Origin of the sequence: Gilliamella sp. BG1 (genome assembly GCF_046635625.1) — a bacterium.
GTDB classification, from domain to species: Bacteria; Pseudomonadota; Gammaproteobacteria; order Enterobacterales; family Orbaceae; genus Gilliamella; species Gilliamella bombi.
The window spans coordinates 43795-59638 of record NZ_JBIDFG010000015.1 but is presented as its reverse complement, the minus strand read 5'-3'; the positions used below and the strand labels follow the sequence as shown (position 1 = coordinate 59638).

Annotated in this window: 11 protein-coding genes; 8 read left to right on the top strand and 3 right to left on the bottom strand. The window is 36.5% G+C overall.

Annotation, left to right across the window (positions count from 1 at the left end):
• Nucleotide 1: 1 nt before the first annotated feature.
• A complete protein-coding gene (locus tag ACGH80_RS09235) occupies nt 2–418 on the bottom strand; it encodes an RnfABCDGE type electron transport complex subunit B (RefSeq protein WP_411631019.1) in 417 nt (138 codons plus the stop codon).
• On the bottom strand, nt 418–2118 hold the full coding sequence (locus ACGH80_RS09230) for a formate--tetrahydrofolate ligase (protein ID WP_202983948.1): 1701 nt from the start codon (nt 2116–2118) through the stop codon (nt 418–420). Before ACGH80_RS09230 ends, ACGH80_RS09235 begins: the two co-directional genes overlap by 1 nt.
• A 167-nt stretch (nt 2119–2285) precedes the next feature.
• On the opposite strand from ACGH80_RS09230, the gene sohB reads away from it, so the two are divergent.
• From sohB to ACGH80_RS09200, 6 genes are all read left to right on the top strand, one after another.
• On the top strand, nt 2286–3401 hold the full coding sequence (sohB, locus tag ACGH80_RS09225; protein ID WP_411631017.1) for a protease SohB: 1116 nt from the start codon (nt 2286–2288) through the stop codon (nt 3399–3401).
• A 245-nt stretch (nt 3402–3646) separates the two neighbouring features.
• Nucleotides 3647–5347: an aspartate-alanine antiporter gene (gene aspT, locus ACGH80_RS09220; protein ID WP_411631015.1), complete on the top strand. Its 1701-nt coding sequence runs from the start codon at nt 3647–3649 to the stop codon at nt 5345–5347.
• Between the two features lie 29 nt (nt 5348–5376).
• Nucleotides 5377–6969 (top strand): bifunctional aspartate transaminase/aspartate 4-decarboxylase, encoded by a 1593-nt coding sequence (locus ACGH80_RS09215; RefSeq protein ID WP_411578436.1) that lies wholly within the window; start codon nt 5377–5379, stop codon nt 6967–6969.
• A 468-nt stretch (nt 6970–7437) separates the two neighbouring features.
• Nucleotides 7438–9030: a bifunctional phosphoribosylaminoimidazolecarboxamide formyltransferase/IMP cyclohydrolase gene (gene purH / locus ACGH80_RS09210; RefSeq protein ID WP_411578437.1), complete on the top strand. Its 1593-nt coding sequence runs from the start codon at nt 7438–7440 to the stop codon at nt 9028–9030.
• Nucleotides 9031–9113: 83 nt separating this feature from the next.
• Nucleotides 9114–10403, top strand: a complete 1290-nt coding sequence (purD, locus tag ACGH80_RS09205; protein ID WP_411631012.1) for a phosphoribosylamine--glycine ligase — start codon at nt 9114–9116, stop codon at nt 10401–10403.
• 369 nt (nt 10404–10772) lie between these two features.
• A complete protein-coding gene (locus ACGH80_RS09200; RefSeq protein ID WP_085165963.1) occupies nt 10773–12296 on the top strand; it encodes a hypothetical protein in 1524 nt (507 codons plus the stop codon).
• Between the two features lie 447 nt (nt 12297–12743).
• Here the strand turns inward: ACGH80_RS09200 and ACGH80_RS09195 are convergent, their stop codons facing one another.
• Nucleotides 12744–13955 carry an MFS transporter gene (locus ACGH80_RS09195; RefSeq protein ID WP_085165964.1) on the bottom strand — a complete coding sequence of 404 codons (1212 nt, stop codon included), beginning with the start codon at nt 13953–13955 and terminating at the stop codon, nt 12744–12746.
• 194 nt (nt 13956–14149) lie between these two features.
• Here ACGH80_RS09195 and gap point away from each other — a divergent pair, with 194 nt between their 5' ends.
• Both gap and ACGH80_RS09185 read left to right on the top strand, forming a co-directional pair.
• Entirely contained in the window at nt 14150–15151 is a 1002-nt protein-coding gene (gene gap / locus ACGH80_RS09190) for a type I glyceraldehyde-3-phosphate dehydrogenase (RefSeq protein WP_085165991.1), read from the top strand.
• Between the two features lie 50 nt (nt 15152–15201).
• Entirely contained in the window at nt 15202–15786 is a 585-nt protein-coding gene (locus tag ACGH80_RS09185) for a TetR/AcrR family transcriptional regulator (protein WP_085165965.1), read from the top strand.
• Nucleotides 15787–15844 lie beyond the last annotated feature (58 nt).

Below are 15844 nucleotides of genomic sequence, written 5' to 3'. Positions count from 1 at the left end.
GCTATTTAGCGAGGTTTTTTTTAGCTTTTACTCTAGCAATGGCATCGGCGATAGACTGTTTTCGGTCGTTCGATGTGCTAGTTTTGTTTGCCATCGGTGTGACACGAGGAAACAAAATTGTTGGTGGCACCAATTGGTTGTGATTTAATCGCCGTTGCTTTTTCTCAGTTAGCGCTAACTCTTCTGATTCACTTAATACAGTGCCTAAAGTGCTTAATGTAATACAGTCTGTTGGACAGGTATTAATACAATTACTACACGAAGTACATAACTGTGGCAAAATAGTGTGCAGCACTTGCTTACTGCCCACTATAGCATCGGTTGGGCAAACACGAATGCATTTGCCACAACCAATACAGTTTTCTTCGTCAATAAATGCTTTATATTGTTCTTGGGTTTGCATAATTACTTCTTGCATTAACTTAAACCTACAATATTACCATCCTTGTCAATATCAATATGCCTATAAGCAGGATTAGTACCAAGCCCTGGCATGGTCATCACATTTCCAGCGTAAACACGAATAAAGCCAGCCCCTGCTGAAATAGCCAAATGGCTGATATCAACGTCAAAATTAGTTGGTACATTTTTTAAGTTAGCATCGGCACTAATTGACATTGGTGTTTTAGCAATACAAAGTGGCAAATGATCCAGTTTTAATTCTTCGATCTCTTTGATGTTTTCCAGTGCAGTGGCTGATAAATTAGCTTTGTTAGCACCATATTTTTTTACCATGGTTTGAATCTTATCTGCGAGTGGCATATTATCAGGATAAGGCAATTTGATTTCACTTGGCATGTCACATGCCTTAATAACATGTTTTGCTAATTTTTCAGCGCCTTTACCGCCTTGAGTGAAGACTTCACTAACTTCACAGGCAAATGCGCCATGTTCAATCGCATATTTTTGTAAAAACGCTAATTCTTCTTCACTGTCATGTGGAAAGCGATTAATAGCGACAATTACTTGTAATCCATAGCTTTTGGCATTGTTGATATGCCATGCTAAATTGGCAGCACCAATTTTAAGTAATTCAACGTTTGACTCAGAAATTTCTTTTGGAATTGCTTGCCCTGGTTTAATATTATATTTACCACTGTTAGATTTTAAACTACGAACTGTTGCAACAAGCACTACACATGAAGCTTTAATGCCAGCTTGGCGATATTTGATATTAAAGAATTTTTCCATACCCATATCCGAACCAAAGCCCGCTTCAGTCACGACATAATCAGCAAGTTGTAAAGCAATGCGATCGGCAATGACAGATGAGTTACCATGAGCAATATTAGCAAAAGGCCCAGCATGAATAAGTACCGGTGTATTTTCAACAGTTTGCATTAGGTTTGGATTAATCGCATTTTTAAGTAACACAGTCATGGCGCCAGCAACTTCAAGTTGTTCTGCGGTAATGGCTTCGCCTTGCGTATTATAAGCAAGAATAATACGACCAATACGAGCACGCATATCATGTAAATCTGAAGCTAAGGCTAAAATTGCCATGAGTTCTGACGCTGCGGTAATTTCAAATCCATCTTGGCGTGTAACACCATTAACGCCACCACCAACACCGACAGTTATTTTACGAAGCGCACGATCGTTATGATCTATCACTCGCTTCCACACAATGCGATTTACATCAATGTTTAAACGCGGTAAACCTGTTTGTGCAGTAAATTCATCACCTAAACGTTCTTCATGATAAAGCCTTGAATCTAAAGCAGCAGAAGCTAAATCATGTGCGGCAGTAATGGCATGAATGTCACCAGTTAAGTGTAGATTTAATGTTTCCATTGGCAAAACCTCGGCCTTACCACCGCCAGCAGCACCACCTTTAACACCAAATACAGGACCTAAACTTGGTTGACGGATACAAGCGATTGCGGACTTACCAATATAATTTAAGCCCTCACTTAGCCCGATAGTATTAACTGTTTTACCCTCACCAAGTGGCGTCGGCGTGATAGCAGTAACTAATACCAATTTACCGTTAGGTTTGTTTGGTTTGGTTTTAAGAATGGATAGATCAACTTTTGCCACATGCTTGCCGTAAGGCAGGACAAATTCTTCTGGAATGTTGCATTGTTTAGCTATTTCGGTAATTGGATGTAATGGCATATTAATTCTCATCTAACAGTAATTTGGGTTATCAGTATAAATAATTTGATTTGCCGAATAAAGCGACAATTTTATCTTTATCGTTTTTCGGCACAATTCGCAATTATCTTGTTATAATTACTAAATCTATTCAATCAACATATATTTCATTAAAGGATAATAATTAAATGAATTGGTTTTCTGAGTATTCACTTTTTTTAGCTGAAACAGCAACAGTTGTTATAGCAATTTTAGCTGTACTTGTTTTTATATTAAGCCAACGCCGTAAATCAGCAACGGTGGCAGGGCGGTTATCGGTTAAAGATATTAGCCAAGAATATGAACAAGTTAAAGACGACATGTTAATGTCAAGCATGGACGAGTTAGAAGCTAAGCTGTTTATGAAAGATCTTAAAAAACAGAAAAAAAATGAGAGAAAGCAAGCGAAATTAGCAGCTAAACAAAAAAAGAAACAAGCTAAAAATCAAGAAAAATCTGCCGAACAAACTTCGGCAGATTCAGATAATGTAGCGAAACCAGTAGAAAGTAATACAAACCAACAAGTTAAACCTAAATTATTTGTATTATCTTTCAATGGCAGCATGGATGCACACGAAGTTGAAGAATTACGCCAAGAAATCACTGCTGTGTTAGCTGTTATTAAGCCTGAAGATAAAGTTGTCATTAAGCTTGAAAGTCCAGGTGGCGTGGTTCACGGTTATGGTCTTGCTGCATCGCAATTATTACGGTTTAGACAGCGTGATATACCTTTCACTGTAGTGGTTGATAAAGTTGCGGCAAGTGGGGGATATATGATGGCTTGTACCGCTAACAAAATTGTGGCAGCACCATTTGCAATTGTGGGTTCAATTGGTGTGGTTGCGCAGATCCCTAATTTTAACCGCTTACTCAAAAAACATGATGTAGATATTGAATTACAAACGGCAGGTGCGTATAAGCGTACATTGACGATGTTTGGTGAAAATACCGAAGAAGGACGTCAAAAATTCAAACAAGAATTAGAAGAAACTCATCTTTTATTTAAAGACTTTGTTAAAGAGTATCGCCCAAATGTTGATATCGAACAAGTTGCAACAGGCGAACACTGGTTTGCAAAACAAGCTAAAAATAAAGGCTTAGTTGACGAAATCAGTACAAGTGATGACTTTATTTTATCTCACTTAGAAACACATAAAATTATCTCAGTCTGCTATCAACGTAGGCAAAAGCTATCGGAAAGAATTTCGAAGAACGTGATGAAAAGTGTAGAAAGATTGTTTTTCAGACAAGAAAACGGGCTGTAATAGCCCTTTTTTGTTTAGCAAATACTTATATCCTCTTAGACCTAAAATTCAAAAATCATAAATTAAGCTCACTTTTGACGTAAAAGTTTATCAGCAACTGATTAATTTTTAACGATAGCATTAATTGTCAAAACTGAATATCCATTATTCTAAATGGGTTTAATATATAAACAGTCCATGAAAATTAATGGATAAACTCTTTCTTTAATCGCATTTCTTTATGTTTCTCCTTGAGGACAATTAATATGTTTCAATGGCTTTCAAATTGGGTTTTAGATGGACTTAAACACTCCCCAGAAATTCTATTATTTTTATCGTTAAGTTTAGGGTATTTAATTGGTGGCATTCGAATGGGTAAATTCCAACTCGGTGGTGTTGCCGGTTCGTTACTTGTCGCTGTTGCTTTAAGTGTTTTTGGCGTTACTATTGATGCTGGGGTTAAGTCGATTCTCTTTGCACTATTTATTTATGCTGTGGGCTATGAAAGTGGTCCTCAGTTTTTCCGTTCACTAGGCGTGAAAACATTACGCGAAATATTCTTAGCATTATTTATTGCTGTCGCAAGCTTTGTGACTGTTGTAATTTTAGCTAAAATATTCAATTTAGACAAAGGCCTTGCTGCTGGTTTAGCTGCAGGAGGATTGACCCAATCTGCCATTATGGGCACAGCCTCTGATGCATTAAGTCAGCTTGGATTAAGTGCTGAAGAATTAAGTAAAATGCAAGCTAATGTCACTATTGGTTATGCAGTGACTTATATATTTGGTTCACTAGGTGCCATTATAGTGTGTGTCAATATTCTACCAAAAATAATGGGTAAAGATATTGGCGATGATGCAATTAAAGCACAAGCAGAACAGCTTCATGGTTCGCTCTTATTGGGCAATGATCAAAATTTAGCTTTATCTGATATTAGTGGTCGTTTGTATCGTATTACCAACAAAATCAACCAAACTGTTTCCCATATTGAACAGACTGTAAATGGTATCAGTATTGAACGTATTAAACGTGGCAATAAAGTAATAGAAGCAACCCCTGAAACAGTATTAAAGTCAAAAGATATCATTCTGGTTGTGGGTCATCGTGACGCTATGATTAAAGCACAAGATCTACTTGGTAGCGAAGTAAATTCAGCATCAGGTATGGATGTAGTGATGAACAAACTAGATGTTGAAATGCGTAATAGCCGTTATGTGGATCAAAATCTTACTCAAGTACTTCAATCTGACGAAGTTATGAAATTAAAACATGGAATATACCTTTTGGCTATTCATCGTGATGGACAATCCCTTCCTCTTACTAACGATATTAATTTAAAACTTGGTGATGTTATTACTATTTATGGTGCTGATGGTGATCTTCGTCGTGTTGTGGATAAAATTGGTGCTCCAATCACTAAAAGTGAAAAAACTGACTGGATATTTCATGGTTTAGGGCTTGTTGTTGGTCTTATTATTGGTTTAATCGTTATACGTGTTAGTGATATTCCTATTACATTAGGAGCTGGCGGCGGTGCACTTTTATCGGGATTATTATTCGGCTGGTATCGCTCTGTTCATCAAACTATCGGTAACATACCAACTGGTGCTGTGCAACTTTTAAAAGATTTTGGCTTGGCTGGTTTTGTGGCGGTTGTTGGTTTAAGTTCTGGCCTTCAAGCGATTAATACTATTAAAGAACAAGGTTTATCCCTATTTTTAATTGGTGTTGTTGTTACTTTATTGCCAATGTTACTTGCCATTTATTTTGGTAAATATGTATTAGGCTATAAAAATGTAGCGGTGTTTGCCGGTGCTTTAGCGGGTTCGCGTAGCGCTAATCCTGCTTTTGGTGAAGTGCTAAATAAAGCCGGTAACTCAACACCAACCAACTCTTTTGCCATTACTTATGCTTTAGCTAATGTTTTCCTAACTTTATTAGGACCATTAGTTGTTGCTTTTGTTTAATTGATCCATCAAATTAAGGATACAAATGTATGAAAAACAAAACAGAATACAGTCAATATGCTAATTTAAGTCCTTTTGAATTAAAAGATAACTTAATTAAACTGGCACAAAGTCATACTGATCGAGTAATGTTAAATGCAGGTAGAGGTAATCCCAACTTTCTTGCTACTTGGCCTCGTCAAGCTTTTTTCCAATTAGGTGTATTTGCAACCCAAGAATCCGAAATGTCATTTTCATATTTAAATGAAGGTATCGGTGGCATGCCAATTAAAGCAGGACTAACCGGACGCTTTGAACATTTTATTTGCCAAAATTACAACACTCCTGGTGTTGCCTTTTTAGGTAAGGCATTTTCTTATATTCGTGATCAACTAGGGCTTGACGAAAACGCCTTTTTACAAGAAATGGTAGAAGGTATTTTAGGATGTAATTATCCAGTACCAGATAGAATGCTACATTTTAGTGAAGATGTGGTTAAAGCATATGTTTTACAACAAATGGGTGCTCAATATCTGGATCGTAATGATATAGATTTATTTGCTGTTGAAGGTGGCACAGCTGCCATGGCTTATATTTTTAACTCAATGAAAGAAAATGGATTAATCCAAAAAGGTGACAAAATTGCCATTGGCGCACCTATATTCACGCCTTATCTCGAAATTCCTGAACTTAACGATTACCAATTAGTTGAGGTATTAATTAATTCTGATCCTAACTCAAATTGGCAGTATCCTGAGTCAGAATTGCGTAAATTAGAAGATCCAGCAATTAAAGCCTTTTTTGTTGTTAATCCTTCAAATCCACCATCAGTTAAAATTGATGACAAAAGTTTAAAAATCATTGCTGAGATTGTTAAAAAACGTCCTGAATTGATCATTTTGACTGATGACGTTTATGGCACATTTGCTGATGACTTCCAATCTTTATTTGCAATTTGCCCTCAAAATACTATTTTAGTTTATTCATTCTCTAAATATTTTGGTGCTACAGGTTGGCGTTTAGGTGTTATTGCAACAGCACATGATAATGTAATAGATAAAGCCATTAAAGCGTTACCAAGCAAAACCAAACAGATCTTAAATAAACGATATAGCTCAATTGTTACTGACCCTGAAAATCTAAAATTTATAGACCGCTTAGTAGCCGATAGTCGTGCGGTTGCATTAAACCATACTGCTGGACTATCAACACCACAGCAAGTACAAATGGTATTATTTGCATTATGTGAAATGATGGATAGCGATCAAAGTTATAAAACAGCATTAAAATCGTTAATTCGACGCCGTGCAATATCACTTTATCAACATTTAGGTCTTAAACATCAAACCGATGAAAACAGTGTAGATTATTACACTCTAGTGGATCTTGAACATATTTGCCGAGAATTATATGACGATAAATTTGCTAAATGGATCCTAAAAAATAAAAATCCATCTGAAATGTTATTCAGAATTGCTGATGAAGCAGGTGTTGTACTACTACCGGGTAAGGGATTTGCTGTACAACATCCTTCTGCTCGAGCATCGTTAGCAAACTTAAATGAATATCAATATGCCGCAATTGGATTATCAATGCGTAAATTAGCAGAAGAATATTATGCTGAATATAAAGCGAAGAATTAATAGTTAAATATTTAAATCAATAAACTTAATTAATACCCTAGCTAGTCTAGGGTTTTATTCAACCAAAATGTTGTAAATTTTCTACTACTGATGTATCCAAAAGTAACAGTATTACAACAATCTATCTTTTGGGAAAAATATAAAATCAATATACTACCTGAGTTATGTAAAACGAAAAATAGACCTATCTTTATAACGTTAAAAGGTTAATATAACCATTTATACGTCGTCAAAATATGCCGACAAATAAGCGAGCGTAACACGTCAAACAAGCATTTTGGAAGCGGAAGTGTTAGGTATTTTGTCAAGAATAAAATATAGCTGATTTGTCAAAAGCGAAATAAAGTCAAATATTATCATTCAACTACTTTGATCGTTTTTGATAAGTTAACACTAAACTTCTATCTTTAATTTATATATAATGTTGGCTCAATACTTAGATTGTAGATATCAATTTCGGAGCCTTTCATGCAGCAGTTTCGTCCTATCCGTCGTGCTTTACTTAGTGTGTCCGACAAAACCGGTATTTTAGAATTTGCAAAAGCCTTATCAGAACGTAATGTGGAACTCCTTTCGACTGGGGGGACAGCAAAATTATTAATGGAAAACCAAATACCTGTTATTGAAGTATCAAATTACACTGGTTTCCCTGAAATGATGGACGGGCGAGTTAAAACCTTACATCCTAAAATTCATGGGGCAATTTTAGGGCGACGGGGTATTGATGATGATATTATGCAACAACACCAAATTGCACCGATTGATATGGTTGTTGTTAATCTTTACCCCTTCGCACAGACTGTCGCTAAACCAGATTGTACGTTAGATGATGCGGTTGAAAACATTGACATTGGTGGCCCGACAATGGTTCGATCTGCGGCCAAAAATCATAAAGATGTTGCCATTGTAGTTGATTGTGGTGATTATGAAAATATCATCAATATGATGGATAGTAACCAAAACTCCCTTTCATTTAAATATCGTTTTAACCTTGCAATTAAAGCCTTTGAACATACGGCCAAATATGATGGTATGATAGCCAACTATTTTGGGCAATTAGTGCCACCTTACATGGGTGAAACCAATCAACCATCGGGCGAGTTTCCTCGAACTTTAAATCTACAATTCATTAAAAAACAGAATATGCGTTACGGTGAAAACGCACATCAGCAAGCGGCTTTTTATGTTGAGCAAGATATCAAAGAAGCCTCGATTGCAACAGCAAACCAATTGCAAGGTAAATCCCTTTCTTATAACAATATTGCTGATACAGACGCTGCGCTTGAATGTGTAAAATCATTTGATGAGCCAGCATGTGTGATTGTAAAACATGCTAATCCTTGTGGTGTAGCGGTTAGTGATAATATTTTACATGCTTATGAAAAAGCCTTTAAAACTGATCCAACTTCAGCTTTTGGTGGCATTATAGCCTTTAATCGACAGCTTGATGTAGATACCGCAAAAGCCATTGTTGATAAACAATTTGTAGAAGTAATTATTGCCCCATCAGTTAGCCAAGAAGCTTTAGCCATTACTCAAGCTAAAAAAAATGTGCGTGTACTTGAATGTGGTGAGTGGTCAACATCAGCATCAGTAAGTTTAGATTTTAAACGTGTCAATGGCGGTTTATTAGTGCAAGATCGCGATCTAGGTATGATATCGCCAAATGAATTAACTGTAGTAACCAAACGTAACCCCACTGCTCAAGAGCTTTCAGATGCGCTATTTTGTTGGAAAGTGGCAAAATTTGTTAAGTCAAATGCCATTGTCTATGCAAAAGATAATATGACAATTGGTATTGGAGCAGGGCAGATGAGTCGTGTTTACTCTGCTAAGATAGCGGGAATTAAAGCTAAAGATGAAAATTTAAACGTTGCTGGATCAGTTGTTGCTTCAGATGCGTTTTTCCCATTTAGAGATGGCGTCGATGCCGCTGCAGCCGCAGGTGTGACTTGTGTGATTCAACCTGGTGGCTCGATTCGAGATGATGAAGTGATCCAAGCCGCAAATGAGCACAATATCGCGATGATCTTTACTAAAATGCGTCATTTTAGGCATTAATTGTGTGATCACTTTGTTAGTTTTTAAAAAGAGTTATCTATATATATCTTTATATTATGAAAGGCATCTTAAAAGGATCTTTTATGAAAGTATTAGTAATTGGTAATGGTGGGCGTGAACATGCGCTTGCTTGGAAAGTAGCACAATCTCCATTGGTTTCTAAAGTTTTTGTTGCCCCCGGCAATGCTGGTACTGCACTGGAACCAAGTTTAGAAAATATTAATATCAAAGTCACCGATGTGAGTGGACTGCTTAATTTTGCCCAGCAACAGCAAGTGGATTTGACCATTGTTGGTCCTGAAGCACCACTGGTTATTGGCATTGTTGATAGCTTCCAAAAAGCAGGATTGAAAATCTTCGGTCCAACAAAATCGGCCGCTCAACTTGAAGGCTCAAAAGCTTTTACTAAAGATTTTTTAGCACGTCATAAAATTCCAACAGCTGAATATCAAAACTTTACTGAAGTGGAACCAGCAATTGCTTATATCCGTGAAAAGGGCGCACCGATCGTGATTAAAGCCGATGGACTTGCGGCTGGTAAAGGCGTTATTGTTGCCATGACACTAAAAGAGGCCGAAGACGCCGTTCGTGATATGTTAGCTGGAAATGCCTTTGGTGATGCAGGTCACCGAGTAGTGATTGAAGAGTTTCTCGAGGGTGAAGAATCTAGCTTTATTGTCATGGTGGATGGTAAACATGTAGAGCCAATGGCAACTAGCCAAGATCATAAACGTGTTGGCGATGGCGATACAGGTTTAAACACGGGTGGCATGGGCGCGTATTCGCCAGCTCCTGTTGTAACTGATGCGGTTTTTGCAAAGGTAATGGATGAAATCATTTATCCAACGGTCAATGGTATGGCGCAAGAAGGCAACGTCTATGTCGGCTTTTTATATGCTGGCTTAATGATTGACAAAAACGGCAATCCCAAAGTTATTGAATTCAACTGCCGATTTGGCGATCCTGAAACACAGCCGATAATGATGCGAATGCAATCAGATTTGGTCAAACTTTGCTTAGCGGCGGTAGAAGGCAAATTAGATACGGTCAAATCAAAATGGGATCCAAGATCCGCATTAGGTGTAGTGCTAGCTGCAGGCGGTTACCCGGGTGAATATCATACCCAAGATATAATTCTTGGACTACCGGCAGAATCAACCGAAGATTGCAAAATTTTCCATGCAGGTACTAGTTTAGAAAAAGGGCGAGTCTACACCAATGGGGGACGAGTATTATGTGTAACTGCACTTGGCAACACAGTACTTGAAGCTCAACAACGTGCTTATCAGCAAGCCAAAGACATCTATTGGCATGGTTGTTTTTATCGCCATGATATTGGCTACCGTGCAATTGAGCGGGAAAAAAATAAATAAAAATTCAATAAAATCAATAATCTACCTGAGTGTTTTTGCCTTGGGTAGAGTGTTTAATAGTAATAGCGCTAAGTGTTTTATCATTTTGATATAAAATAGCCTAAATCGGATGATGTTACCGTTGCGGTTTGTTACTCTCAAAGCTCAAAATATCAGAAATCTTGCTAAGTTTTTAAATAAAAAATGTATCCTAAAAGCTGTCATAAAGCCAAAACAATAACACTTATTCTTGACAAAAATTAACCAAAATTTATCTAAAAACTAGCAAAAATTTACATAAACGTCTATAATTTCACCAATTTAAAATTAGTTAATTTAATTATAAGGTTAATATAGAAACCAATAAACTTAATCGACAGGTGGAACGTAATGCAGTATCATTTTAGACACAAGCAGAGGCAAGCCAATGTCTTAAATTTATTAAATAACCAAGTTAGATGTAGTGTTACACAAATCTTGTTTATCTTATCAAAGTTATCTTTAAAATTTTTATCGAAATCACTTGCTAAATTTCCGTTTTCATTGACACTACTACTATTATTGCCGTATTCATTGGAATCGCAGGCATTATCGGCCACGACTTCTAAACGTATTAATGGTACTGTACCTTATTTAACTTTTGAGGATGGTACTACAAAAGTGACTACAACAGATGACTTATTAAGTATTAGGTTATCAGATGGTCGTACACTCACACCGCAAAACAATTCTTCATCATCAACAAATCCCATTGAGCTACCCGCATCAGGTCAAAGTTTTGAAAATATTGACATGATAGTACCGACATCAACCAATTCTGTGAACCTTAGCGATTTAGTCGCACAAGGTAATTGGGGTGATGATGATGGTGATGGCCAAGATGGCGGGGTAATGGCAGAAGGAAGTATAACGCTTAGTATCACAGATAAAAATAACCAAACGGTTAGTCGTAATGAAGTATTAACGATAAGTAATGCACCTTATAAAGTAAAATTAAGTAGTACAGGGGGATCTTTAAGCACACAATACGGGGAACCAAAAGCTAATACCTTCACAGAAGGTAGTGAAACATATTACATCAAACCAAAGGTTACAGTAGGTGTCAATTTCGTAAGGCCGAATTTGCAATTAGGAACAGACATTTTCGCAGGTCCAGCTTACGAATGGAACCCTGATAAGGGATTTCTAGTTCAATCAACCAATTCAGTATCATACGCGTTAAATTTTCCGACTACGGGTGCTGATGGTTTGTATTTTGATTTAAATATAGTTGGAGTAGATGCAAGTCAGTTGACTTGGGAGCCAGTCACGCATGAAGGAATAACCGCTACGGTGACAAGGACAACCGCTAGCGATAGTTGGATTCCTAATGGTTCAGAAACAGTAACGCGTGTTACTCTAACGGGCCCAGAGGCTAAAGCACAATGGGATAGTGCTAATCCAGATCCAATTACAATCCCAAATTTACCGAAAGAATTTGAATTAAAAGGCAAGGATAGTAGTGGTAATGTGGTGGTAAAATATGGATTTGTTTTGCAAAAGTGGTTTGTCAATGGAGGAACTAGATTTGATATCTATTCTAATAGCGTATCTTGGTGTAGTAGTTTAGGTTATCGAATTCCACAAATAAGGGATCTTACTAATACATACAGTTCTGCTTGGGGAAATGATTGGCAAGGAGCTGTACCGCCATCCTCTAATAATGGTTCTTACCAACGACGAATAGGGGCTGGATTAGCCACAGAGTGGGGTAACATGATGTATTATACTAATACAGGTTTTGAATACAGCATGTACAACTGGACTAGTGATAGTATGGGAGGAACAGGCTACTATATGTACACAGTGGGTTTGTCGAATGGTATTGTTAACTACTCCACAAGCTTCTCTTCTATTGTTTGTGTCACTCCTTAGTTTTTTGTATTTAAACCTAAACTGAGGACACTCAACCAAAGAACAAGGTCCTGTGTAAGACCAGACGATACGCACAATAGATTTTAAAAGCTTGCGCTTTTTCTAATAAATAGCAAAAGCGCTTTGCAAAAATAAAAAACAAAATTTAACTTAACAAACGAAAAATAATCTATAACTATTTGATTTTATTAAAAAAGAAAAAATAAAAATTAAATAAAATCAATAGTCTACCTGAGTTTTTTTTATAAGGTCATCTTAATAAATATTTTCAATGATTTTCTTAAAGACTTAATTTTTTCTCTATTGATGAAATCTTATCTCGCATACGTAAGGCTTTCTCTATTCATTATCAAAGTTTTTTGGATCACTATAGGTAATTTATGTATTGCATATAGTGAGTAATTACTTTCGCATCATCATATCACTAATTTAAACTAATAATAGAAACTAAAGTTTAATTTCCTTTTTTGCCAATGAAATAAAACACAATAGCGAAGCAAATGTTAGAATGGTTACAGTGCCCCATACTGCTCGCCATCCGTAGATATGGGCGATATCAGCAATAATAATAGGAGTTAGAAACGAAGTGATAAATACAGTAGTGCCAATCATACCCAAGGCTGTTCCCGTACGTTCAATGCCCGCTTTCACTGCTACCTCGGTATAAGCAATACCGTGCCACGCATGGCCAAATAAACCTGTTAACACAATAAATATAATCCCCATATATGTATTATTCACCGTTAAACAAAGCATTAAAGATGCCATTCCACCAAGTATGGCGTAATATTTTAATAAGGCAATACGATTCTTTTCTTTGTCTGTATAGTAACCTGACCAGATCCTGAGCACCCCACCGCCAATCTGAACACCAATAAGAATAATAGCAATTGATGCTAAATCAATATGTAGGTTATCACGCATATAGATGCTGCCAAATGTGAGTACTGCCATTTGAGGTACCGTTAGAAAACCCGCAGCCATAACGACCCTCCAAACTGCCCCAGTTTTTAGTGGGGAGGGGATAGTGAGGGTTGATTTTGGTGTATATTTTGATTCACTCTGTTTAGTGTTGATAAACAATACAACTACAAGACCAACGCTAAAGCCTGTGGTAGCTAATACAATAAACATCAGTTCAAATCCATATGAATAGGATAACCAAGGCAGTAGTCCAGTTCCAATCGCACCGCCAACTGGGATTGCGGTTTGACGAACACTCATAGCAAATCCACGTTCACTATCATCAAACCATGACATCACAGTTCTGCCAGATGATGAGTTAATACTACCGCTGAAAGCTCCTGTTACAACTAGGGCTGCTCCCAAGTGTAAATATTTAACACCACCACCAAGTGAAGCTTCTGGCGTGAGTGATATGGCGATTAAGGCATACATTATAGCTGATGACCATAACCCAAGAATCAAAACCTTCTTGTCACCTAATTTATCTGTCAAGATCCCCCAAATTATCTCTGAAGCTGCAACACCTAACCCCATTGCTCCTAAAACGAAACCAAGTTCGTATAATGAAAAATGATAAGCATCTCGCATTAAAATTCCAGTAATGGGTATGCCAGCAAAACCCATCGCAAATGTTGCTTGTGCCAGAACACCAATTCCAAGCACAAACCAACGATAATTATTTTTTTTATCCATTTAATTTTTCCTTACTTAATTGCATACCAATTGGTATGTTTTGATTTATAGTATTCTATTTATTTGTATAAGTAAAATTAAATAAATTTCATTAAATTATTTGCATTTATTAATTATTTTAATTTTAATTAGTATATAGGGTGTTTTTGTGTTAACGTACCAATTAGTATGTTTTATTAATATAATTGGAGGTAATAATGACTAATGTAGCAATTAATGGTTTTGGTCGTATTGGGCGTAGTTTTGTCCGTGCATTGCAGGATTGTTCACACGACATAAAAATTGTTGCGATCAATGATCTGGGTTCAATTGATCAGCTCGCTCATCTTTTAAAATATGACACAACTTTTGGACGTTTTGCTAAAAGTATTGATGTAAAAAAAGGTTGCTTAATTATTGACGAACAAGAGATTGCGATATATCAAGAACGTGATCCTGAGGCTTTCCCATGGGCTAAACATCAAGTTGATGTGGTATTAGAATCAACTGGTGTATTTAATGATGGCACAAGAGCACAGTCTCATATTAAAGCTGGAGCTAAAAAAGTGCTCATTTCTGCTCCAGCAAAAAATGTCGATTTAACTATTGTTCAGGGGGTGAATGAGCACTTGTATAACAAAGATGAACACCACATTATTTCTAATGCTTCATGTACAACAAATTGTTTAGCCCCTTTAGTTAAGGTGTTACATGAGAATTTTGGAATTAAATCAGGTTTTATGACAACGATTCATGCTTATACGCAGGATCAAAATCTTCAGGACGCACCGCATAGGGATATGAGGCGAGCACGAAGTGCAGCGCAAAATATTGTTCCAACTTCAACTGGTGCTGCGCAGTCAATTGGACTTGTTTTTCCTGAATTAAAAGGCAAATTAGATGGTGGTTCGGTGCGTGTTCCTGTCATTACTGGATCCATGATAGATCTTACATTAAATCTAGAGAAAGAAGTGACAGTACAATTAGTAAATGATACTATCAAAAAAGCTGTAAACTTGAAAAAAATGGATGGTATTCTTGCCTATACAGAAGATGAAATTGTTTCTTCTGATATTATTGGCAATCTAGCTTCCTCTATTTTTGATGCTAAGCTAACTAAAGTGATGGATGGTACTTTACTCAAAGTTGTCAGCTGGTACGACAATGAATGGGGATTTTCAAATCGTTTGGTGGATACCATTTTACAAATTAAATAATTAGTTAATTAAATATACCGTCAATTGATGGTGTGTTGAGTTATAGCAATATGAATAACGAACAAAAAACTAAACAAAATTCCAGAGAAAAGCTCATTATTGCTATGGCTGATCTCTTATTAGAAAAAGGTCTAGCAAATACTAGCCCTAAAGATATTTTAAAGCGGTCAGGTGTTGGACAAGGTAGTCTTTACCACCATTTCAACGGTAAAGAAGATTTGGCTTTATATGCTATAACTTATAATGTAGAACAGTTAATAAGCATAAATGCTTCAGTACTAAATACTGATACAAATGCTTATAATAAACTGTCAAATTTGCTATTAAAACCTCGTAATATACAACGAGGCTGTTTAGTTGGTCAAATGGCACGAGATAGGTCTATTATGACAAATCCTCATTTAGCGGCAGAAGTTACACGCGGATTTTTGACAATGAAACAAACGTTAGAAAATCTTATAAGAATGGGAATTTCTGATGGAAGTATTTCTAATATTCTTGCACCGTTAGAAGCAGTAACACTGATCATATCTACTTTGCAAGGCGCTTATATTTCAGCAAAAGGATTGCAAGATGAATCCTATTTTCACCTAACAATCAATTCACTATTGAAAATATTTACGCCAAAATCATAGTTTATTTTTGTTTAATTTGTGTTGAATTACAAACAATAAAACAGTCAAACCGTCATTT